22 protein-coding genes are annotated in these 22,563 nt (G+C 61.2%); 1 reads left to right on the top strand and 21 read right to left on the bottom strand.

Annotated features, from left to right (window positions below):
* Window positions 1-12 precede the first annotated feature (12 nt).
* The 12 genes from JNB71_RS06880 to JNB71_RS06825 form a co-directional block, all read right to left on the bottom strand.
* On the bottom strand, window positions 13-705 hold the full coding sequence (locus JNB71_RS06880) for an ABC transporter permease (protein ID WP_220371033.1): 693 nt from the start codon (window positions 703-705) through the stop codon (window positions 13-15).
* Window positions 702-1,415 (bottom strand): ABC transporter permease, encoded by a 714-nt coding sequence (locus tag JNB71_RS06875; protein ID WP_220371032.1) that lies wholly within the window; start codon window positions 1,413-1,415, stop codon window positions 702-704. Before JNB71_RS06875 ends, JNB71_RS06880 begins: the two co-directional genes overlap by 4 nt.
* 74 nt (window positions 1,416-1,489) lie before the next feature.
* Complete coding sequence (locus tag JNB71_RS06870) at window positions 1,490-2,341, bottom strand: transporter substrate-binding domain-containing protein (RefSeq protein ID WP_220371031.1); 852 nt, start codon at window positions 2,339-2,341, stop codon at window positions 1,490-1,492.
* A 72-nt stretch (window positions 2,342-2,413) separates the two neighbouring features.
* Window positions 2,414-3,109, bottom strand: coding sequence for a GntR family transcriptional regulator (locus JNB71_RS06865; protein WP_220371030.1), 696 nt, complete (start codon window positions 3,107-3,109; stop codon window positions 2,414-2,416).
* Between the two features lie 342 nt (window positions 3,110-3,451).
* On the bottom strand, window positions 3,452-4,324 hold the full coding sequence (locus tag JNB71_RS06860; protein ID WP_223215757.1) for a DUF3313 domain-containing protein: 873 nt from the start codon (window positions 4,322-4,324) through the stop codon (window positions 3,452-3,454).
* 361 nt (window positions 4,325-4,685) lie between these two features.
* Window positions 4,686-5,306, bottom strand: a complete 621-nt coding sequence (locus JNB71_RS06855) for a methyltransferase family protein (protein WP_220371029.1) — start codon at window positions 5,304-5,306, stop codon at window positions 4,686-4,688.
* Between the two features lie 493 nt (window positions 5,307-5,799).
* On the bottom strand, window positions 5,800-7,212 hold the full coding sequence (locus JNB71_RS06850) for a sensor histidine kinase (RefSeq protein ID WP_220371028.1): 1,413 nt from the start codon (window positions 7,210-7,212) through the stop codon (window positions 5,800-5,802).
* A complete protein-coding gene (locus JNB71_RS06845; protein ID WP_220371027.1) occupies window positions 7,209-7,952 on the bottom strand; it encodes a response regulator in 744 nt (247 codons plus the stop codon). Before JNB71_RS06845 ends, JNB71_RS06850 begins: the two co-directional genes overlap by 4 nt.
* Before the next feature lie 75 nt (window positions 7,953-8,027).
* Window positions 8,028-8,207, bottom strand: a complete 180-nt coding sequence (locus JNB71_RS06840) for a hypothetical protein (protein WP_220371026.1) — start codon at window positions 8,205-8,207, stop codon at window positions 8,028-8,030.
* Entirely contained in the window at window positions 8,207-11,284 is a 3,078-nt protein-coding gene (locus tag JNB71_RS06835) for an efflux RND transporter permease subunit (RefSeq protein WP_220371176.1), read from the bottom strand. Before JNB71_RS06835 ends, JNB71_RS06840 begins: the two co-directional genes overlap by 1 nt.
* Window positions 11,281-12,381 (bottom strand): efflux RND transporter periplasmic adaptor subunit, encoded by a 1,101-nt coding sequence (locus JNB71_RS06830; RefSeq protein WP_220371025.1) that lies wholly within the window; start codon window positions 12,379-12,381, stop codon window positions 11,281-11,283. The genes JNB71_RS06835 and JNB71_RS06830 overlap by 4 nt, the downstream gene beginning before the upstream one ends.
* A 250-nt stretch (window positions 12,382-12,631) precedes the next feature.
* Complete coding sequence (locus JNB71_RS06825) at window positions 12,632-13,495, bottom strand: MipA/OmpV family protein (RefSeq protein WP_223215756.1); 864 nt, start codon at window positions 13,493-13,495, stop codon at window positions 12,632-12,634.
* A 235-nt stretch (window positions 13,496-13,730) separates the two neighbouring features.
* On the opposite strand from JNB71_RS06825, the gene JNB71_RS06820 reads away from it, so the two are divergent.
* Complete coding sequence (locus tag JNB71_RS06820) at window positions 13,731-14,177, top strand: hypothetical protein (RefSeq protein ID WP_220371024.1); 447 nt, start codon at window positions 13,731-13,733, stop codon at window positions 14,175-14,177.
* A 162-nt stretch (window positions 14,178-14,339) separates the two neighbouring features.
* On the opposite strand, the gene JNB71_RS06815 is transcribed toward JNB71_RS06820, so the two are convergent.
* The 9 genes from JNB71_RS06815 to JNB71_RS06775 are packed head-to-tail and all read right to left on the bottom strand — an operon-like array spanning window position 14,340 to window position 22,561.
* Window positions 14,340-15,329: a dihydroxyacetone kinase subunit DhaK gene (locus JNB71_RS06815; protein ID WP_220371023.1), complete on the bottom strand. Its 990-nt coding sequence runs from the start codon at window positions 15,327-15,329 to the stop codon at window positions 14,340-14,342.
* A 60-nt stretch (window positions 15,330-15,389) separates the two neighbouring features.
* The gene (locus JNB71_RS06810; RefSeq protein WP_220371022.1) at window positions 15,390-15,800 is read right to left on the bottom strand and encodes a hypothetical protein; all 411 of its coding nucleotides are present in this window, start codon (window positions 15,798-15,800) and stop codon (window positions 15,390-15,392) included.
* A gap of 1 nt (window position 15,801) precedes the next feature.
* On the bottom strand, window positions 15,802-17,406 hold the full coding sequence (locus tag JNB71_RS06805; RefSeq protein ID WP_220371021.1) for a putative PEP-binding protein: 1,605 nt from the start codon (window positions 17,404-17,406) through the stop codon (window positions 15,802-15,804).
* Window positions 17,390-17,734 (bottom strand): HPr family phosphocarrier protein, encoded by a 345-nt coding sequence (locus tag JNB71_RS06800; protein ID WP_220371020.1) that lies wholly within the window; start codon window positions 17,732-17,734, stop codon window positions 17,390-17,392. Before JNB71_RS06800 ends, JNB71_RS06805 begins: the two co-directional genes overlap by 17 nt.
* A complete protein-coding gene (gene dhaM, locus JNB71_RS06795) occupies window positions 17,734-18,132 on the bottom strand; it encodes a dihydroxyacetone kinase phosphoryl donor subunit DhaM (protein WP_220371019.1) in 399 nt (132 codons plus the stop codon). Before dhaM ends, JNB71_RS06800 begins: the two co-directional genes overlap by 1 nt.
* Window positions 18,129-18,743 carry a dihydroxyacetone kinase subunit DhaL gene (gene dhaL / locus JNB71_RS06790; protein ID WP_220371018.1) on the bottom strand — a complete coding sequence of 205 codons (615 nt, stop codon included), beginning with the start codon at window positions 18,741-18,743 and terminating at the stop codon, window positions 18,129-18,131. The genes dhaM and dhaL overlap by 4 nt, the downstream gene beginning before the upstream one ends.
* Before the next feature lie 27 nt (window positions 18,744-18,770).
* On the bottom strand, window positions 18,771-20,411 hold the full coding sequence (locus tag JNB71_RS06785) for a dihydroxyacetone kinase subunit DhaK (RefSeq protein ID WP_220371017.1): 1,641 nt from the start codon (window positions 20,409-20,411) through the stop codon (window positions 18,771-18,773).
* A 52-nt stretch (window positions 20,412-20,463) separates the two neighbouring features.
* Window positions 20,464-21,471 carry an ABC transporter ATP-binding protein gene (locus tag JNB71_RS06780; protein WP_220371016.1) on the bottom strand — a complete coding sequence of 336 codons (1,008 nt, stop codon included), beginning with the start codon at window positions 21,469-21,471 and terminating at the stop codon, window positions 20,464-20,466.
* Complete coding sequence (locus JNB71_RS06775; protein WP_220371015.1) at window positions 21,464-22,561, bottom strand: ABC transporter ATP-binding protein; 1,098 nt, start codon at window positions 22,559-22,561, stop codon at window positions 21,464-21,466. The genes JNB71_RS06780 and JNB71_RS06775 overlap by 8 nt, the downstream gene beginning before the upstream one ends.
* Window positions 22,562-22,563: the final 2 nt, after the last annotated feature.

Below are 22,563 nucleotides of genomic sequence, written 5' to 3'. Positions count from 1 at the left end.
GCAGGGCCTGTCTCAGGCTCTCGCCCGATACGGCGTAAGCCGGGTTTCGAGGGCATTCAGCGCCGAGATGATTGCAAAGTTGAGGGTGAGATAGAGCGCGCCGGCGGCCACGAAGACCTCGACGGCGCGATAGGTTTGCGAAATCAGGTCTTGAGCGATGCCGGTGACTTCCATCAGGGTGATGATCGAGGCCACAGACGTGCCCTTGACCATGAGGATGATCTCGTTGCTGTAGTTCGGGATCGCCTGGCGCAGCGCCAGAGGCAGTATGATCAGGCGCAGCGTGAGCAGCTTCGACATGCCGGAGGCTGTCGCTGCCTCAACCAGGCCGCGCGGCACAGACTTTATCGCGCCGCGCAGGATCTCGCTTCCATAGGCAGCTTCATTGAGACTGAGCGCGACGATGGCGCACCAGTAGGGCTCGCGGAACAGCGACCAGATCCCGATCGACTGAAGCCACGGCCGAAACTGGCCGAGGCCGTAATAAATAAGAAAGATCTGCACCAGCAGGGGTGTTCCGCGAAAGACCGCGACGAAGGCCCGGATGGGCCAGACCACGATCCGGTTATTTCCCTGTTGGGCGAGCGCGAGCAGCAGAGCCAGCAGGAAGCCGATGCCCATCGAGGCTGCGGTCAACTGCAGGGTCAACGGCAGGCCAGCGAGCAGGACGGGAATGATCTCGAGAAAGAAGACGAAGTCGATCATGCGTGGACCATGCCTCTCCAGGCCCGCGCCTCGCCATAACGGAAGACGGAAGCGGTCACGGCGGCGATAACGAAGTAGAGCACCGCGGCGGCAACATAGAAGATGAAGGGCTCCCGCGTGGAGCCGGCGCCGATCTGCGCCTGCCGCATCAGTTCGACGAGGCCGATGACGGAGATCAGCGCCGAGTCCTTCAGTACGAGCTGCCAGACATTGCCGAGCCCCGGTAGGGCGTGGCGCATGAGTTGCGGCACTATGACGAGGCGCAGCGATTGCGATCGGTTGAGGCCGAGCGCCTTGCAGGCATCGAACTGGCCGCGATCCACGGCCTGGAAGGCGCCGCGATAGACCTCCCCCTGATAGGCGCCCGATATGACCCCGATCGCCAGGACACCGGTAGCAAAAGTCGGCAGTCCGACAAAGCCGGCGCTGCCAAAAAACTTGCCAATCTGTGTCAGGGCGATGCTGCCGCCGTAGTAGAGCAGGTAGATCGTCAGCAGGTCTGGCACACCGCGGAATACGGTGCCGTAGACATGGGCGAGCCAGGCGGGGATGCGGCGGGAAGAGGCCCGCCCCGCGGCGGCTGCGGCACCGAAGACCGCGCCTAGGAGAAATCCGAGAACGGACAGCGCAAGCGTAACACCGGATGCGAGAAGCAGAGCGGCGCCCCAGCCGCCCTGTTCCAGGCCCAAGAGATGCATAAAATGTGTCATCTACGTCATAGCCTTTCAGCGCGCTGCCCGGCGCAAACGGCTCGCGCCGCTCCGCCGGACAGGTCCGCCCGCGCCTACTTGACCGGCGTCACATCCGTCTTCACCCATTTCTCCGAGATACGCTTGATGGTGCCATCGGCGATCGCCTCGTCGATTGCCGCGTTCAACATCTCCTTGAGCTTGGTGTCTTCCTTGCGCAGGCCAGCGCCCGTTCCCAATCCGAACATGCCGCCGACAAAGCCGGGTCCGGCCAAGGTGTAATCGGCAAATTCGGGTTTCGAGAGTGTTGCGGCGAGCGCCGTCTGCTGCGCGAAGAGCGCGTCGATCCGGCCCGCGGCGAGGTCGAGGTCATGTTGCTCGGTCGTCTTGTACTCGCGGATCTCCACCGTGTCGCCGAAATATTTCTTCACGAACTCGAGCATCATCGTGGCCGATTGTGCGCCGACCACCTTGCCCTTCAGCATCGGCTTCAGCTTCTCGATCGCGGCCATGGATGCAGCCTCGTCGCCCAGATTGAATTTTTCCGCGGAAAGACCGAGCTTGCCGAGCTCGCTGTCCTTGGCGACAGCGAACCCACCCGGATCGACCGCGTAGGGCTGGGTAAAGTCTATGGTCTCGAGCCGCTTGGGCGTGATGAACATGCCCGCCATGATCAGGTCGAACTTGCCGACCTGCAACGACGGAATGAGCCCGTCCCAGTTCTGCGCGATGATCGCGCATTTGATCTTCATGCGCGTGCAGAGGTCATTGGCCAGTTCGATCTCCAGACCGTCGAGCTTGCCGTCGGCTGTGGTGAAGTTCCAGGGCGCATAGGCGCCTTCGGTGGCGATGGTAATCGCCTTTGGAGCGTCCTGTGCGAGGGCGGTCTGGCCAAAGCCGAGCATACCAAGTACAGCCGCAACCGCGGCCAGTCGATGAATTTTCATGTCAGTTCCCCTTTTGTAACGCTGATCTAGCTGTTCCCGCCGCCTGCACCCGGTCTCCTTGCCGGTTTGAAGCTATTTCTCTCCGGCCGGCGTTTGTCGCCGGCTCGGAGTCACGAACTCGACCAGTATCGGAGCCGTGTCGAGAATATGATCCTGCATCACCTGTTCGGCATGACGCGCATCGCCGGAGCGCAAGGCCGCGATCAATGCGGCATGCTCGTCGCGGGCGGACAGCGGCTTTTCGACATAGTCGAACCAGATGCGCATATAGGGTTCGATTACCGCGTGCAGTGCCGCGATCTGGTGCATGAGCTTGGGCCTTTGGCTCAGCGCACATATCCTGCCGTGAAATTCCTGGTGCCGAACCACCCAGTCATTGCTGCCACTCCTGCCTGCACGTTCCATGCGCTCGAGGAGGCGCTCGAGTTCTTCAAGTTCGTCCTCATCGATCCGTGGCATTGCCAATCTGACGGCAAGCCCCTCCAGCACGGAACGCATTTCGAAAGTCTCGTAGAGTTCATCAACGGTGAGCCCGGCGACGATGCAGCCGCGATTGGGCCGCAGAACCACGAGCCCGTCGGAAGCCAGCCGCCGGAACGCCTCTCGCACCGGCATGCGGCTCATGCCAATCTCGGCTGCGATGTCCTCAGGAATTAAACGATCGCCCGGCTTGTAGCGGCCAAGTCGGAGAGCACGCTGGATGTGGCGATACGCCTCCTCCTCTGCGGTGGCGGAAGCGCGGAGTTCTGCGGAGAAGGAAGAGGGCATGGAGCACCGAAATATTTTTGTATCCATTTATCCAATCATACACTCTCTCGGTCGTCAAGCTCCCCGAACTCAAGTTCACGGTTAGGGCGCGTGTGCTGCCGCTCACGCTGCGTAGGTGAGCCGCCCCTCACAGATGGTGTAGCGTGGAGCGACAGTGACCAACTCGTCGGGTTCGATGGCCTGAAGATCATGGTCGCAGACGACGAGGCGACGAAGCCCGGTTTCAGCTGACCTTTCCGACTTTCAGCGAATTCGGCATAGGCGCCCCAACCGTGGGAAAAACCGGCGCCTCGGTGCGACGCAGTTCTTGGAGACTTGAAGCATTTGCTCGTCGTCTCGTTTCTACTGGCTCTGGGCCGGAGGCTGTTTGTCGGTCCAGGACGGCGGCATCCCGACCTGAGAGGCTGCAAAGTCTATCAGACCGGGCGACCGGCCAAATTTCTCGCAAGCGGGGTATTTCGGTTTTCCACCAAGACCGGATTTGATTCTCTGCCCGGACGGGATTTTTGGGAGCCCCCTGAAAGGCGTCTTGCCAGTGACGAGCATCTTGGAAAAATCACTGCCGAAGCTCGCCGCAAGTGAATAGGCATCTCCAATCTGCGAAACGCGCGCATTGGTGGTCACGAAGTTTGCTCCCTTGGCCCATACCATCGCACCCACTTGTTTGCCGTCCCTCGTCGTTGCCTCGGCCTCCACCGAAAGACCTCCAAGTCCCATGGGCAGCCTCGGGACGGGCACAGGAACAACGAAGTTGGCTCCCAGTGAAGCTACAGTCGACAGACCGGCCACCGTGGCATTGGTCGGCACGATGTGGGTGACGGTTGCGTGGACAACGAGATCCGCATCCTCTTTCCTCTCGACAACTGCGAAACGATCGCTGACACCGACGCAGAGGGCACGGCTGATCACATTCGCCACCAAGGCCTGATCGGAGAATTTCTTGATGGATTGCGCTGCAGCGCCTGAAACCTTCGTTGGCTCGATGTAGATCGTTCTGGTAGTAACCAGGTCGGTTGAAGCGACCTTATAATTTGCCTTGGTCAAACGCCCGTTGTTTGACGTCAAACCGTCATAGGATGCCAGCGAATTCGCCTGTTCGAGCGGCACGGCAGCGCACCCTGCGACAATCGACATAAGCGACAACGAAAGGAGAGCGGACATAATCGGTCGATAGCACGGTTGGGTGGCTACCAAGCCGATCCGGGAATGTGACATGTCGTTCTCCTGTTGGGTGAGGGAAGGCCGGTGCGGCTATCGCCAATGCGCTGCCTGTGTGGCCATGAGCGTGTCGGAAACGAGGGCCTATCTTTCCATAGGGCGTTGCTCGCCATTTTTGCGTATCCGAGGTTGTAGACCGCACGCATGTAGTTGGTGTTGAATGGATCGGTCATGTTGTAGGCCACCTGCGTAGCGATCGAGGCCACACGGAAGCGAATTCCGTTTTTTTGAGCATAAACGTACGTGGCCACCAGCGCGCTGCGTGTCTGTGCCTTGATGAGAGAGGAATTCGCCCTGGCCATGACGATAAACGTGTTGTTGTCGTGGTTGAAACCGCCTTCATGCTTCGGTTCGCTTTTCAAAAGGGAAGACGAACAAGAACTGGCAGGACTCCATTGCCCTGTCCGGCTTCGATGAGCTCAAAGACCGGCCACGGGACAAGGAAAATAGAACCGTCCCGTAGCGTCCTGAGAAAGTTTCGGGGCTTTATTTCCAGTTCGTCCGTGTCACGCCAGAGGGATGGCCTCGGAAGCAGCCTTGGTGTCGAAGCAACATAGTCTTGAAAGACTGCTCCAAAACGCTCCTGCAGGAACTTCTCTTCCTGAGCGACGGTTGCCGTAAACACGACGAGGGCTGTCGTGACGAAAATTAGCAGCGCCAAGATACTGCCCGTTTGCGCCCCGATACCAGCTATCCCCACCAGACTGAAGAAGTAGAGTGGATTGCGCGTCATGGAATATGGTCCGTCCATGACCAAGGTGACACTTTTCCGTCCGCCCACGTATAACGTCGACCAGATGCGCCCGAAAATCGCGACAAATGTTGCGACGAGACCTGCCGAGGCCAAAATCGTGTGAGCCAAGCCATCGCTCGGCCAGGACGACTGACTGATACAGACACCGCCGAAATATAAGAATGCGAGGCTTCGAAGGATGTTGATGCGGGTGAGTTGGACAGTGGAAAGCGAAACATTGCTCACTGGTCTGCCTCAAAAGTTTGCTGCCCTTTAGCCGTTCCAGTCGTTTCTGGCGCCGTGGCGTAGCGGTCGTGCCTAAACCACCAGTTACCGATGAGGTGTGGACCAGGAATTCCCACAACAACCCTGGCGGTGGAGAAAACACGACGCAAAACAAGGTCAGCGACGCCTGAATGTCCGATTGCCGGGAGAAGAACATAGGACGGCAAGACTGGAAGAGACCACCCCATAAGGGTGGCGAGGTAGACGCTACTGAGGTCAATTGTTTCCAGCAGCCTGTCAACCGCCTGGCTTGGATATCGAATACACATACGGCTCGCTCCTGAGGGCTGAAGTTTCGCTTACCCAGATAGGCGCAGGACGTATTTCTGTGTTTTAAGACATGTTAAGTTATGCTGCGGTGACCGCGCGTTGAAGCGCCTAAGTCACGCAGGGAATCTGCAAGGAGGGTCACGCTGGCCCCCGCAGGCGGCCCCGGAACCGCTCAATCGGTCGGCTAGCTCCCCTTGGCAAGCGCCTTTTGACCGAGCGCTTCTCCTGTCCCAGCGGCTGCCATGCTGCTTCGGCGTTGAACAAGCTGAGCCGGCGGCAATTGTATCGTTACTCGCAGACCATGCGGCAATATGTTCTCAAGTAACAACGAGCCACCGTGGCTTTTTAGGATTTCGTCTGCGATCGAAAGCCCCAGTCCAAAACCGCTGTTGGAATCTCGTGACCGGGCTTCGTCGGCCTTGAAGAAGGGCTCCAGGACTCTATCCTGGAGCCCTTCTTCAAGGCCGGGGCCGTTGTCGCTCACAGTGATGACCGCTCCACCTTGCGAGCTATTGCGCAGTTCGACAGCCACCTTCGTGCCGAACCTTACCGCGTTCTCCGTGATATTGGTGATAGCGCGTATGAGAGCTTTATGTTGACACAAATATCCAAACCGCTCAGGTCCGCAGTAAATTACATTGTGCCCGAGATCGCGAAATTCCCACGTGATCGTCCGCAGGAGACTTGAAATATCGACCTTTCGGAAAGCTTCGACTGTAGCGGTGCTACTCAAATATTGGAGGCTTTCCTCGATCATGGTGGTGAGGTTGTCGATATCCGCGAGCATCGCTTCCCTGGACGCGGGATCCTTCGAGCGCTCCACGCGCATCCGCAGTCGTGTCAGTGGCGTCCTAAGATCATGGCTCACAGCTGTCAGCATCCGCGTTCGGTCATCGACCATTTTTCGAATACGGTGACGCATGTTGTTGAGCGCCGTCGCGAGCGTGCGAAGTTCCTTGGCGCCCTCGGCGGTGAACTGTTCTTCTTCGTTGCCGTCAAGACGCAGGCGCTTTGCCGCGTCGGCAAAGCGAACGAGAGGCGAGGTGACCATGCGACTTATATAGAGCACCAGGAGGAGCATCGGCAGCATCAGGATGTTGGCTTTGGCAATGAACTCGACGACTGCGCTGAAAGACGAGGGGGAAATATCGGCACCGGCGAACCCGATTACGAGAGCACGCAGCGCATCAAGGCGCACCGCAAGTGTGCTGTGTCCCTCGCCATCCGAAGTGTTCTCAAGGACTACCGCTTCTAAATCGGCAGGGAGGACGTCTTGAAGTCCGTCCGAGATGAGATGGTCGTCCGTTTGACGCGCCGCTTCCCTGCTGACATCGCTCCATGGCAGAATCTTCAATTCGAGACCGCTGGAGGCGCTTGCCCTCACCAGATTCTCGACTTCGCCGTCATTTCTGGCGCTTCTGACTTGATTCACAAGCAACTCGATTTGAGCGCCTTTGACCATAAGCATTTTCTCATTTTGGAAAATGAACGGCTCGGGTAGAATCGCAATAATACAGATGACGATCAAAGGAACAGGAATAGATGCGAACACCATGAATTGTGTTCGTATGGACGCCTTGCGGAAGCGATCAATCATGGTGCTATCGCAACCTCCGGAGTAAAGACATACCCGCCCAGACGCACAGTTTTGATGAATGTCGGATCCTTGTAATTCGGTTCGATCTTTTGCCGGACACGACTGACGTGTACATCAATGCTGCGTTCCACTGGTCCCGCAGAGCCTGCGTGGGTGAGGGCGAGTATCTCCTGGCGGTTCATTACCTTTCGGGGGTTCTGGCAAAACACCAGCAGTACATCAAACTCAGCCGTCGTGAGCGACACATGAAAACCGTCACGGTCTGTCAATTCTCGGGTGACCGGGTCGATCCGCCAGCCCGCAAACGTCATCGGCTCCTGCTTTGGCTTGAACTGCGCTGAATACGACGATCGACGCAGAAGCGCCTTTATTCTCGCCAAGAGTTCCCTGGTTTTAAACGGCTTTGTAACGTAGTCGTCGGCTCCCAGTTCCAATCCAACGACCCTGTCTATCTCTTTCGTTCGCGCGGTGAGCATCAGGATGGGTATTGTATCAAACGACCGGATCCGTCTGCATATGCTGAAACCGTCCTCACCCGGCAGCATTCCATCCAGGACGATAAGGTCGAAGCCCTTCTTTTTGAGGACACGGTCCATTTCAACCGCCGATCCAACTGCCTGGACGGCGTAACCCGCCTCCGTCATGAGATCGATCAGCATGCTCGCGATATCCCGATCGTCCTCAACGACGAGGATTCGGGATGACGATTGAACAGGAACGTTGCTCACGAGGGTATTCATAGGCTGGCCATTTGTGTCGGAGTCCAGCTTACTATTTAGCCTGGTTCGCACTACGATTGTCAGCAACAATTGTGTTTAATTTTGTTGCTGCGGTTCCGCCACAGTCTCCTTCGGCACAACAACTGTCGGAGATGCAATGACGCCGGCGAGATTTTCTTCGGCCGGGACGGGTTCATTGGAAAGCACCACCGCGATGCCCAGTAACGCTCTGAAAAATCGGCAAGCAGAGCGGCCGTTAGGCAAGCGTGCTGACATCACCCGTTCCTTTGCGAGAGGACAACCGTTTCACGACGGAACAGCCGCTTCAGAAGCAGCAGGAAGTCGTCGATGAAGCTGAATATGACGGGGATAACGACGAGGCTGAGGACGGTCGATGTCATCAGGCCGCAGACGACGACGATCGCCATCGGTTGACGGAAGCTCGGATCGCCGCCGCTGAGGCTCAAGGCTACCGGAAGCATGCCGCCGCCCATGGCGATCGTCGTCATGACGATCGGGCGAGCGCGCTTGTGGCATGCGTCGACCAGGGCGTCGAAGCGCGAGAGGCCCGCGCGCCGCGACATGATCGCATATTCTACCAGCAGAATGGAGTTCTTCGTCACCACGCCCATCAGCATGAGGAGACCGATCAGCACAGGCATGGAGAAGCTCGTGCCCGTCAGCACCAGCGGCAGCAGGGCGCCGCCCAGAGACAGTGGAAGCGCCATGAGGATCGTCAGCGGTTGAAGGAAATCATGGAATAGCAGGACCAGCACTGCATAGATGCAGAAGACGCCGATCGCCATGGCGACGGTGAAGTTGTCGAAAAGCTCGGAACTGCGCTGCAGTTCGCCCTGCTCAACGAGCTTGACGCCGTCTGGAAGGCTCTGGAGGGCAGGCAGCGACTGCGCCTCGCGATAGACGTCGCCAAGGATGCGGCCGTTGAGTTCGACCGACAGCGTGACGTTTCGCGAGCGGTCGATGCGGCTGATCTGCGACGGGCTGCCGCCGATGCGGATGTCGGCGACCGAGCCGAGATCGACACTGCCCCTGGCACCGGCAACGCGGAGATTGGCGATGTCGGCAAGCGTCGTCCGGTTATCAGGATCGAACCGGACGCGGATGGGAAGCTGGCGTTGCGGCAGGTTGAGCTGGGCGAGCGAGGAGGAATAGTCTCCGCTCGTGGCCACGCGCACCGCCTCGGAGATCGCTTCTGCCGTGACACCGAGGGCAGCGGCACGGTTGAGGTCCGGTACGATCTGGACTTCCGGGGCCTGCAGGGAGGCGCTGGAGGTCACCATGCCGATGCCCTGAAGGCTGCGCAGCTGGTCTTCGAGTGCGCCCGCCGCCTGATCGAGCGCATCGGAATCGTCGCTGGCGAGCGTGATGTCCAACGTCGTACCGTTGCCGCCCGTGCCCACCTCGATCCTGACGCCCGGGAGAACGGCGAGCGCCTGCCGGATCTCGTTTTCGATCTCGGCCTGCTTGCGGCTGCGTTCGCCGATCTTCGTCAGATCGACGACGAGCGAGGCGGTCGCCGTATCCCTGGTTGTGGAGGAATCGATCAGATCACTCGACGATGTGCTTCCGACGGCGGAGTACACGCGCTTCACCTCCGGCAGACCGGAAACCATATCTGCCGCCAGCCGCGTCATGGCGTCGGTCTGTTCGATCGTGCTGCCGGGTTGAAGCGTCAGTCTGACCTGCGTCTGGGCGTCGTCCGATGCGGGCAGGAAGCCGGAGCCGAGCATGGTGATCGTCGAGAGCGAGAGCCCGAGGAATATGCAGACGCCGAGGATGGTCAGCTTGCGATGACGCAGGCAGTTTTTGACGAGGGCAATATAGGCACGCATGATCCGGCCGTCTCCCATCTCGACTGGATGCGCCTTCATCAGGTAGGCGGCCATCATCGGCGTTAGCAGGCGCGCGACGACCAGCGAGGCGAGGACCGCCACGGCTGCGGTGACGCCGAACTGGCGGAAAATCAGGCCCGGAATGCCGCTCATGAAGGCGGTCGGCAGGAAGACCGCGACGAGCGTCAGGGTCGTGGCGATGACGGCAAGGCCGATCTCGTCGGCGGCCTCGAGCGCAGCCTTCTTCGGCGATTTCCCCATTTGCAGGTGGCGCGCAATGTTCTCGATCTCGACGATGGCATCGTCGATGAGGATGCCGACCACGAGCGAGAGCGCCAGCAGCGTCACCGTGTTGAGACTGAAATCCGCAAGATACATCACCAGAAAAGTCGGGATGACCGAGAGCGGCAGCGCCACAGCCGAAAGCAAGGTTGCCCGCCCGTCGCGCAGGAAGAGCCAGACCACCACGACCGCCAGGATTGCGCCCTCGTAGAGCATGTGCATCGAGCCGTCGTAGTTTTCAATGATTGGCCCGACCGTGCTGAAGGCCTCGACGATCTCGACATCAGGGTTGGCGGCGGCAAAGTCCTGCATAGCCACTTCGATGGCGGACGCGACGCCCGTATCCGAGAAGCCGTTCGATCGTTTGACCTCGACAGCGATCACGGGTTCGCCATCCAGATAGGCGATCGACGACCTGTCGGCAAAGCTGTCCGTTACTGTGCCGATCTCGTCCAGCCGCACCAGCTCGCCGCTTGGAAGCGGGATTGCGAGCGACTTCAGTTCCTCGATCGAGGAAACCGCGCCCAGCGTGCGCATCCCCTGCTTGGCTCCGCCGATCTCCGCGCGGCCGCCCGAGGTGTCTGACTGCACGGATTTGAGCTGAGAGGAAACGGTGGCAGCGCTGAGGCCGAGCGCGCTCATGAGCTGGGGGTTGAGATCGATGTGCACTTCACGCTCGATACCGCCGATCCGGCTGACCTCGCCGACGCCGGATACGGAGAGCAAAGCCTTCGTCATGTCGTTGTCGATGAACCAGGAGAGTTCCGTCTCGTTGAGGCGCGCGGACCGCACCGCATAAGTAAGGAGAGTGGAGCCCTGCACCGTCACCTTCGTCACGCCCGGTGTCTGCATCACCGAGGGGAGGTCGCCGCTGGCGCTGTCGACGGCATTGCGCACTTCGTTCAGCGCTTCCTCGCTGTCCTTTCCCAGCTGGAACGAGACGTTGATGGAGACCGACCCGTCCGTGACAGTCGTCGTGATGTGGTCGAGGAGGCTCAGCGAGGCCAGCCTGTCTTCGATCTTGCGTGCGACTTCTGTTTCCAGCTGGGCTGGCGCTGCACCTTCGAGTGTGGCGCTGACCTGAATGGTCGGCAGGTCCATGTCGGGAAAATTCTGGACCGCGAGCCGGTCGAAGGCGATGAGGCCGCCGACGGTCAGCAGGATGAACAGGAGTATGGGGGGAACCGGATTGCGGATTGACCAGGCGGAAAAGTTCATCGCCATTGTCCCTCTTCGAGCTGGACGAGCGCGTCTCCGGTCACCCGGACGAAGGCCTTGTCGGAAAGGTAGGCGCCGCCCGTCATCACGACCTCGGTCGAGCGGTCGAGGCCCGAGAGGATTTCCACTTCGCTGCCGTTGCGGCGGCCGGTTTCCACCCGAACGCGTGAGGCGCGCCTGTCTGCGTCCACGGTGAAGACGTAAGCGATGCCGTCACGCAGGACGAGCGCCGTCTCGGGCACGGCGAGCGCCGCCGTGGTCTCAAGTTCGATCTGGCCGGTGACGTAAAGGCCGATGGGCAGATGTGCCTCCGCCGGCAGCGCCACATAGGCCAGCGCCCGTCCGGTATCGGTGCTGACCGTCGGTCCGACAAGCCGAACGGTTCCTTTGACGCGTCGGTCCCCGGATTCTACGATCGTGGTGGTCAGACCTTCCCGGATGCGAGGCAAATAGCGTGCCGATACTTCCGCCTGCCATTCGACGCGCTGCTGGCGGATGAGGCGGAACAGCTCCGTGCCTGAAGATACGACGGCGCCGAGCTGGACCGAGCGGGATGTGATCAGCCCGTCGTCGGCGGCCAGGATAGTCGTCTGGGCCAGCTTGATTTTCTGCCTTTCCAGCAAGGCTTCAGCAGATTCGACACCCGCGATCGCTGTCTGCTCCGCGATCAGGTATTCGTTGATCTTCTCGTCCGAAAGTGCGCCGCTCCCCTGCACCTTGCGTGCCCGATCGGCATTTGCCCTTGCCTTGGCGAGGTCCGCCCTGGCGCTTGCCAACGCGGCCTCTTCCTTGCGCAGCTCGGCGCGTATCGTCTCGTCGGCAAGCCGAACGAGGGCCTGACCCTTCGAGACGACCGATCCGACATCGACAAGCACATCGGTCACACGCAGGCCATCGATTTCCGCGGCGATAATCGCTTCGTGCCAGGGCTTCAGCCAGCCGCTGGCCGGGACCGTTTCGGGCCATCGGCGTTCCACCGGCGTTGCTACGGCGACGGTAAGCGCTGCCGCCTCGTTCTGTTGCGCGAACGAGGGCCCCGGTATGGGAACAAGATTCACACCCAGGAAAAGGGCAGCAAGAAGGGGGGGCGCTCGCATGTGAGCTGGTTTCCTTTATATTCTCTAATTCCAAGGGCGGCGTGGTCACGTCCCGGCCGCCACACGCGCGCCTGGAGCGTAGGGTCGCCGATGCGCCGCCACGTGCTGTCGATCCGCGCAAGCAGGGCCCCGACCGCATTTAGCGCGCCTGATCTATAGGCGGCCACCGCCACATCGTAGGTTGATGCCGCGCTTGGTACTGCTGCGGTCGTGAACCGCCGTTGAAGAGCGGGAGGCGAAGGACCAAGCCCTAGAACTTGTAACCGACGATCAGCATCGCAGACGGCTGCACGTCGTTCTGAACGATCGGGCTGTCCTTCGCGTCGCCAGTCAGGAAGCCGACCCCTGCCTGACCGCGAATAACCCAGTTTTCCGTTGCCATGTAGGTTACGGAGGCTTCGATATCGAAGCGCTTGAGGCCAGCATTTGCCTCATGTTGCCGCAACCCGGAGCGTGCGGACTGCGCAGCGGTTACCCCAAAGTAGCTTTCCATATGATTGTCGTCGGCAACTGTCGCCGAGGCGCCAGCAGAAAGGATAAATCGATCATAGTGATGCGAAACATTTGCGCCGACCTCACCGAGCAGACCGTCGCTGCCGCCGATCGTCTTGTCGACAGAAGCGTAGAGTTCCACCAGTCCTAGTTCATAGGAGAGCTGCGCTCCGATGACGGCTCCAGCGTCGATGTCGCCCAGACCTTTGAGGTGATCGGAATCGTCTTCATCGCGACCACCGCCCATGTCGTAACCGCCCTTCAGCAAGACCTTAAAACCGTTCGAGTTGAGGACATCGACTGACAACCCGCCCGGATCGACCGTGACGCGGCCGAAGGTTGCCGAAACCATGGGAATGGGGACGAGTTCGAATTCGTCCGATCCTTCGAATTTCGGCATATATATGGCTCCGGCGCCGACCATAACGTCCCAGTCGGAAAGCTTCTGGCGTATGCCACCGAATCGTCCCGTGTCGAAGTTCGCGGTCGCGGGGATAGCGGCCTCTTCACCCTCGTAAGGGTCGGCGGCGCATGCCGGGGCCAGGGGGCAAGCAACTGCTGCGAGCCCCGCAGCCATGGCGACACGTCGTGGACGATTCAAAAAGGTCTTGGTCAATGACATTCGAACTGGCTCCTGGGTCCCATGGAGAGTTTCAACGCGTGCAAAGTGCCGCCGCGCTGGTCTCTGGGCTCGCAATGTCTCAGACGAGGTCGTTAACTTGGGTTTTGTGATGTTAAGAAATGTTGGGCAGGTCGATTCCGCTGACAGCGACACCCGCAACAAAACTAAATAAAACCAAACACAACCTTGCACTGGCAGCGGCTAGATTTCTTCATCTCCGGATGAGGAAGTCGCCATGTTTACAGAAACCATTTGCGCCAAGAAAATTCTTGTGTTTCTGCCTCAGGCAGCGGCCGATGTGATTGTCACAAAACTGGCTGAGCGTGGGCATGAATCCGTCGCAATATCGACGGTCCCGGAGGCTTTTGATGTACTCCGTTCGGATCATTGTTCCTTCGCCATAACGACGCGACCGGAGATCGATCTCCTGCGCAGCATTCGCCCCATACCAGTGGTCAATCTTGAGATTTTCTTCCACACAGTGCCTTGCGGCGACGGTCCATTGACAATGTCAAAACGGTTCGACGGCAGCGCATTCATGAAACGGATTGAGTTCCTTGTGCAGCCCAAGGCCACAAGAGCTGAACCAGCCGGTGACGAGCAGGCAAAGAATGAAGGAATGCGAAAACGTAGAGCACCCCGATGGTGGGCCGCGGCAAAGGTTATGTTGGGTGCCGGTTGATCCGTCCGTAATGCCGAGTGAGTCCAGCGCTTGGCGAAGACGAGGTCCAGGCCGCATTCTGCGGGATCATCCTATCCATTTGTCCAACAGCCTGCGGTGGTCCGCTGAGGTCGACCGGGCCCCGTGGCCGGGTTGGTCGGCCCTGCGCCGGTCGCGGGCTTGTCACCAACGGAGGGCGCCGGTCGCCACGGGCGCATCCCAAAGGGTCATCTCCTCCTTGGTCAGCAGGGCGAGGGTGGCTGAAAGGCCCTGCATGTCGAGCGAGGTGACATAGGTCCCAACCAGCGAGCGCTCAACGGGAATGCTTCGTTCTTCCATGAAACGGCGAGCGGCGTTGAAGGCGAGGTAGAGTTCGGCAGGGGGCGTTCCGCCGAGGCCGTTGATGAAGAGCAATGCCTTCGTGCCGGGCTGTACGTCGATGTCCCGGGAGATCGTTTCGCACAGATATCGGACGATGTCGTCCGCGGTGGAGAAGGGCTGCCTGGAATGGCCAGGCTCGCCGTGGATCCCGACCCCCATTTCGATCTCGGTTGCACCCAACGTGAAAGTCGAGCGCTGGGTATGCGGCACGGTGACGCCCGTCAGGGCCACGCCCATGGAGCGGATGCGCCCGTTCAGCCCATCTCCGAGCAGCTTTAACTCGGCAAGCGGCCTGCCCTGTTCGGCGGCCGCTCCGACTATCTTTTCGACGATCAGGGTGCCCGCTACTCCGCGGCGGCCGCGTCCCTCGCCGATCCGCGCGGTCTCGATATCGTCGCTGACGATCACCATCTCGACCGCGTGGCGACCGGCGGCCATCTCCATCGCCATCTCGAAGTTCATGATGTCGCCGTCGTAGTTCTTGACGATCAGCAAGCATCCGGCGCCGTTATCGGCTTCCTCGATGGCGCCGATGATCTGGCCCGGCGTCGGCGATGTGAAGACGTGCCCGACGCAAGCCGCATCCAGCATGCCTTGGCCGACGAAGCCGATATGCATGGGCTCGTGACCGGCACCCCCGCCGGAAATGACGGCGACCTTTCCGGGCGTGAGATGGCGACGACGGACGCATTGGCGGTCAGTGCCGAACACGACGAAATCCGCATGGGCGCGCACGAAGCCATCGACGCTTTCGGCGACCATTGTTTCCGCGGTGTTCATGAACTTCTTCATCGAGCCCCTCCCAAGGCCGCGATAGCGGATGCGTTCAATTGGTATCCTCGGTTCCGCGGATCATTCCATCCCTCCCGAGATCGCGGCAATCTTCTGGACCAGTTCCGAGATTGCCTCCTCCAGAAGGCGGTTTCTTCTCTCGTCGCCAAAATCGGGGACCATCAGTGACAGGTGCCGCAGCCTTTCGGAGGACCCCAATTCCGGCAGCTTCCCGGGATGGGCGTTCTGATAGGCTTCAAGAAAGCGTTCCTGTTCGGCGGCGCTGAAGTGGCAGACGCGGAAGATCGTCGCCAGATGGCGCGCCGGCAGCGGTGTCGCGTAGGTCGGGCTGGTGATCTGCGTGACGAAGCTGCGATGTTTTCCGAGCTCGGTCGCGAGCCGCTGGCGCGTGCCCGACGGCCGGTTGTCGATGATCTGTGCCAGGATGGATTTGTAGCCGATGATGGCGTCTTCGGTGGTTTCGCGCGCCATACTACTCTCCGGCTGCCCGTGTCCCGTCGGCGTTCAACCCGGCGATTGCCGATCTTATCGCGGGAAGTTGTGTCGGCGCCACGGAAAAATGTCTAAGGCCAACGGCAAGCAGTTCGGGCAAACGGCGCGGATCGCTTGCCATGTCCCCGCAGATGCTCACCGGTGTGGCGCCGGCAAGTTTCATTGCCTGGGAAAGCAGGCGCAGGAGCGCCGGTCTTGCCTTGTCGCCATAGGCCGCGAGGTCGGAACTGTCGCGGGCCGCCGCCGCAATATATTGCGCAAGGTCGTTGGTGCCGAAGGAAAAGAAGTCCGCCGTCGCAAATTCGTCGAGCATCAATGCTGCGGCCGGCACTTCGACCATCATGCCGATCGGCGGAATATGATGAGGGACGGACCGCCGCTGAAATTGCGCGGCTTCCTCCCGGAACATCTGCCGCATCGCGTCGACTTCCGAAGGGAAGGTCACCATCGGCAGCATGACGCGCAGGTCGCCGGAAGTGGCCGCGCGCAGCAACGCGCGCGCCTGCACCCGCGCGATTTCCGGTCGCGCGACCAGCAGCCGGATGCCTCGCATGCCCATCGCGGATTGGGAGTCCGGTTCTTCCAGCCCTGCGAGCATCTTGTCTCCACCGATGTCCAGCATGCGGATGGTGACCGGTTTGCCTGCTGCCCATTCCAAGACGTGACGGTAGATCGCCAATTGCATTTCTTCGTTGGCGGCATCGGTGATCGAGGTCACGGCGAATTCGGAGCGCATCAATCCAATGCCGGCGACCGTTGAAGGATCAATGAAATCGAGCTCCGCGGGCTCGTTGAGATTGATCGTCAGGCGGACGGGCACCCCGTCCGCGGTGCGAACCTCGCCGCTATCGGGCGTGCCCCCATTGCGCCACGAAGCCTCGGCGCGGCGGGGGACGGCGGACAGAGGCGGCTCCGGCACTCCCTCAAGGACGACGGCGCCCGCGTCGCCATCAACGACGACGCGGCATCCCTCTGCAATGTCAAAGTGTCCGCTGCCAACGACCATCGGTATCGACCTGGCGCGGGCGAGCAGGGCGACATGGCCAACGGCGCTGCCGTTGAAGAGGGCGACGCCGCCGCCCGCAGACCAGTCATGCGCGAGGAAGCGACTTGGCTCCATGTCCTTGCCGACGAAGATCGACCCGGCGGGAAAGTCCTCGTCCCTGGTGCCAGTCAATGCACGCAGGACGCGGTTCTTGACGTCCAGGATATCGATGGCGCGCGCGCGCAGATGCTCCTCCTCGGCGGCCTCCAGTTCGTGGATGTATCCGTCGAGGGCGCCGACCCATGCGAAGGCGGCGTTCATACCTGCCGCGATGCGCGCGCCGGCCGTTTCCATGATCGTCGGATCTCGAAGAACCTCGACCTGGAAATCAATGATATCCCTGCCTTCGGCGCTTTCGCTTCCAGCAAGGCGTTCAAGCTCGCCGATCGCCGTCTCGATGGCGGCCGCCAACGCTTCTTTTGCGGAAGCGGTCCCCTGGCGAGGCGCGAGTGGAGCGCGATGCTGCTGCGCCAGATAGGCCGGTCCGGATGCGGTGCCGGGAGATGCGCTCGTTGCCTTCAGTCTAAGCAGGTCGGCCATGCTTCTTGTCCTCATCGAAATTGCGTTCGATGAGGTCCTTCAACGCGCGGATCGCCTCCTTGGCAAGGATTCCATCGGCCCTTATTCTGAGGATCGATCCCTTGCGGATTCGGGCACCCATGATCTTGATGATGCTCTTGCCATTCAGCCAGACGTCGCCGCCGTTCACAGCGACCTCGATCGAACAGGGAAACGACTTGGCAAGCCGCGTAAATGCCACCGAGGGGCGGGCATGCAATCCCACGCCATGCTTTACTTCCACCTCCGTCTGGCAGCTGGCGTGCCTCGGTTCCGCCTCCGGTAGGTCTTTGCGCAATCCGCTGGTCATCAGGGCGAAAGCTCCTCGGCAGTGGCAACGACCTTCGCCAGTGAAGCGCCCCCGGAGGCTTCCGCAGCGGCGATGACCGCGCCTTCCACCAGCGGGGCGTTGCAGATGGAGACGAATTTCGAGCGCGGTGAGCCCAGCATCTCGATCGCCATTTCGCTGTTTGTTTCGGCGCCGCCGAGATCGACGAAGATGGCAACGCCGGCATCGGACCACGCCGCTTCGATCGCCCGCAGAATGCCGCCGGCATCGGTACCGAGCTCGCCGCGAACATTGCCTCCGGACCAGGCAAGCGGAACGCAGTCGCCGACCATCTGGCGCACCATGTCGGCGATGCCTTGCGCCACAAGCGGCGAGTGGGAGACGATGACGATCCCGACATTTGCGGTCTTTTCACTCATTCCGGATAGTTCTCCTGGAGATAGCGGCAAATGGCCGTGGTCAGCAACGCGCAGCTCGAAGCACCCGGATCCACGTGGCCGATCGAACGGTCGCCGAGATAGGACGCACGGCCGCGCATCGCCTTCATGGGCGCGGTGAGGTCCGCCGAAAGCTCGGCCCGCCGGGCGACATCGGTCAGTGGCGAGCGCTGCGCCAGCGCGTCATGGACGGGATAGAGCACGTCGAGCAGGGTCTTGTCTCCCGCATGCGCGCGTCCGCGCCTGGCAACGGCGTCGATCGCCTGCTTCAACACGACTGGAAACTCCTCTTCCCGATCGCGGTTGCGAAGCTTCCGGCCCATTTCCATCAGCAGTGTTCCGTAGAGAGGTCCGGCAGCGCCGCCGATGTTCATCACCAGTGTCAATCCGATCTTCTCCAGAGCGTCGGGGAGTGGCAGCCTCGCGAGATCCTTCTCTTCGGCGCTGACCGCCTCGCAGCCGCGCTGCATGTTGGTGCCGTGATCGCCGTCGCCGATTTCGCGGTCCAGTTCGCAGAGATGATCGCGATTTGCCGCGATGGTCACACGGCACGCTTCGATCAGTCCCGCAACCAGCACCGACTCCCCCTGCACCTCAATCCTCCCGCACGTGACGCGTGCTCAAGCCATAGCTGCCGCGATCTCGAATGCTCTCGCAACCGCGATTGCGCCAGGATCAGGCACTCCTTCCAGATCCCTTTCGCCGACGTAGGAGGCGCGTCCGGCCCTTGCCTTCCTCATCGCCTTCGTCGACTCCGCGCCCGCTGCCGCTCCCTTGGCCGCCGCCGCGACATTGCCGGAGGCCAGGGCCTCGAGTGCCGGCGCAAGCGCATCCACCATCGTCCGGTCGCCGACGCCGGCTCCACCATAGAACGTCATTCGCTCGAGCCCGGCAAGGAGCGCTGCAGCGATATCCCGCTTTTCGGCCATTGCCTTGGAAGCGGCGGTAAAGAAGATCGACAGCAGCACGCCGCTCGATCCGCCCATGCTGGTGCTCAGGATCTCACCCACCGATGCCAGGGTCGCGGCCGGATCCTTCAGCGGCAGCGTGTCGATGCGGGCAAGCACGCTGCGGGCGCCGGTTGCCACCGTCGATCCCGTATCCCCGTCCCCGACGCGGGCGTCGAGGCGGTTGAGCTCGCTCTCGAGCGAGACGAGGTGCTCGCAGAGCGCCGTGATCAGACCGCGGCTCCGACCGTCGTCGCTGGCTGCAATGGCTCCATTCGACCTGGCTGGCGTCGGCGGCGCGGCAACGACGGCAATCCGGTGGCGTTCGACCGCAGGCACCCAGGCGTTTGGCTCGACGGCCGCCACCAGCGCCGCCTCGCGGACCGGGTCCAACCGGATCATGGACAGCGAGAATCCATTCATGTTCAGGGCAGTCATCATCAGCGCCGGGCCAATGATCAGCTTGACGTTGCGGGCAAGGGACGAAGACAGGACCGCATTGGCGATGACGGCCATTTCGAGAGGCGGGACCGCTCCGAGGTTGTTTATCAGCAGGGCGTAGCTTTGCATGCCATCGACTTTTGCCTCCAGCCGCTCGACCATCGTGGCGACGATATTGACGACTGGCTGGAGGGCGATGCGCTCCGCGCCCGGTTCCCCGTGGATGCCAAGGCCAAGTTCGCCCTCGTTCGCGCCAAGGCGATCTTCGTGGCCCTGGCCGGGCACGCTGCAGGCGGAAAGCGACATGCCGAGCGAAACGATATCAGACGCCGCGGCGCGCGCGTGCGCGGCAACGGTTTTCAGATCGGCGCCGGCGTCGGCGTGGTATCCGGCGATCTTGTGGACGAAAAGGGTGCCCGCTACGCCGCGCGGCTGTGTGATATCGGGGATGGCGATGTCGTCGGCGACTATGACCATCTCGACGTCGAAGCCTTCGGCACGTGCCTTTTCCGCGGCGAGCCCGAAATTCAGCCGGTCGCCAGTATAGTTCTTGACGATCAGCAGGGCGCCGCTCGGTCCGGTAACCGCTCGGATCGCCGTCAGGACGGCGTCTACGCTTGGCGAGGCGAATATCTCGCCGGAAACCGCTGCCGTCAGCATGCCCTTGCCGACGAAGCCGGCGTGCGAAGGCTCATGGCCGGCGCCGCCGCCGGAAATGATCGCCACCTTCGATTTGTCCCAGCCCGCTCGCAGGATCACCTTGATCTCGGGAAACGTGTCCAGACGGGCAAGCCGGCCGGCGCGGCTCGTCGAAAGCAGGCCGTCCAGAGCTTCGGTGACGATGGTTTCCCGGCGATTGAAGAAATGTTTCATTGATTGCGACCCATGTGTTTTTGCATGCCTGGTTTGGTTCAGTTTCCCGTCGTCAGCCGAGCCGCTGTCCGCCCGCATCGAAATAGAGCGGATCGCGCAGCGTCAGCTTGATCCTGTCGCCCGGCCGGACAGCGAGGTATGGATCGGCCAGAGTAACGAGCTTGTGATCGCGAACGCGAATATGCAGATGGTTCTGGTCTCCCAGATGCTCGATCCAGTCGACCCGCGCATTTGCGTCCTCGCCGGCAACAATATCCAGATGCTCGGTTCGTGCGCCAACCGTCTTCGTCCCTGCCGGAGGATTGCCCCCCGGCAGCAGATCGGCTGGCAGGAGATTGATGTGCGGCTGGCCGAGGCGCGCGGCGACATGAAGGCTTGAGGGATTGCCGTAGATTTCCCGAGGCGTCCCGACCTGCATGAGCTTGCCTTCCGCCAAGATGCCGATGCGGTCGGCCATGGTCATTGCCTCCATCTGGTCATGGGTCACGTAGAGCAATGTCGAGCCCAATTCCTTCTGGATCCGTTTCAGTTCCAGCCGAAGCTCGCCGCGCAGCTTCGCATCGAGCGAGGAGAGCGGTTCATCCATCAGGTAGATCGCTGGCCGGCGTACCAGCGCCCGGCCGATCGCGACGCGCTGCATCTCGCCGCCGGACAGGCGGGTGGCACGGTTTTCCAGCTTGTGATCGATCCTGACCATGCGTGCGATCTCGCGCACACGCCGGTCGATTTCGTCGTTTGCCAACTGTCGCGCCGGCGCCTTGAGCGGGAAAGCAAGGTTCTCGTATACCGTCATGTGCGGATAGAGCGAGTACTGCTGGAAGACGAAAGCGACGTCGCGCTCTGCAGGGGCTTCGCCCGCGACGTTGCGGCCCGCGATCTCGATCCGCCCACTGTCGGGCCTCTCAAGGCCGGCGATGAGCCGGAGGGTCGTTGTCTTGCCGGCGCCGGTCGGCCCGAGCAGGACGATGAACTCGCCATCGCGGATCGCAAGGTTGAGACCGCTCACCGCCTGGGTGTCGCCGAAGCGCTTGTTGAGCCCCTTGAGAATGACGTCAGCCATGTCGGACCCCCGAATAGAGCGTTGAATCAACCGCGCGGCCGGAACTGCAGTCGAAAAGCGCGAGATTGGTGTGGTTGAATTCTATGCCGACCGTTTCGCCGATGCGGAAGTTGCGGTTCGCCGGAACACGGGCCTTGATCAAGCCGCTCCTGGTTTCGATCGCCACGATCTGGTTGGTGCCGAGATATTCGCTGCCGTAGACGGCGCCGCGCAGAAGCGCGGCGTCGCTGAAACGGATATGTTCGGGGCGCACGCCGAGCGCCAGCTCGCCTTCAGCCATATCCTGCCGGACCTCGGGAACGGCGACGTCGATGCCATCGAGGCAAACGGTGCGTGCACCTTTCTGCAGGCTGGCGGTGAAGCGCATGAAATTCATCGGCGGCGAGCCGATGAAATCAGCGACATACATGGTCGCCGGCTTGCTGTAGATCTCCTGTGGCGTGCCGAATTGCTCGATGACGCCATGGTTCATGACGGCGATTTTGTCGGCCATCGCCATCGCCTCGTGCTGATCGTGCGTGACATAGACAGTCGTCGCGTGGATGCGGTTGTGCAGCTCGCGCAGCTCGTGCACCATCACCTCCCGAAATTCGGCGTCGAGCGTGCCGAGGGGTTCGTCCATCAGGAAGCATTTCGGGCGCCGCACGATGGCGCGCCCGAGCGCCACGCGCTGGCGGTCGCCGCCGGCAAGGCCGGAAACCGACCTGTCGAGAATGTGGCTGATCTGCAGCAGACGCGCGGTCTCTTCCACGCGGCTACGAATTTCCGCCTTCGGCATGCCCTGCGACAGCAGCGGAAAGCCGATGTTCTTGCGCACGTTCATATGCGGATAGAGCGCGAAGAGCTGGAAGACGAAGGCGATGTCGCGGGCGCTGGCACGATTGAAGGTGACATCCTCGCCGTCGAGGTAGATCTTGCCGCTGCTTGGCAGTTCGAGCCCGGCGATCATCCGAAGCGTGGTTGTCTTGCCGCAGCCGGACGGACCGAGCAGCGCCAGGAACTCGCCGTCATGGACGACGAAGCTCGAATCCTGGACCGCGACGAAGCTGCCGAACTGCTTACGAAGATGTTCGATCCTGATTTCCGCCATGG

The sequence above is a fragment of the Rhizobium herbae genome (assembly GCF_019511375.1).
In the GTDB taxonomy this organism is placed as follows: domain Bacteria; phylum Pseudomonadota; class Alphaproteobacteria; order Rhizobiales; family Rhizobiaceae; genus Pararhizobium; species Pararhizobium herbae_A.
Note: the sequence above shows the minus strand (reverse complement) of the source record. Positions and strands in the feature narration are given on the sequence as shown.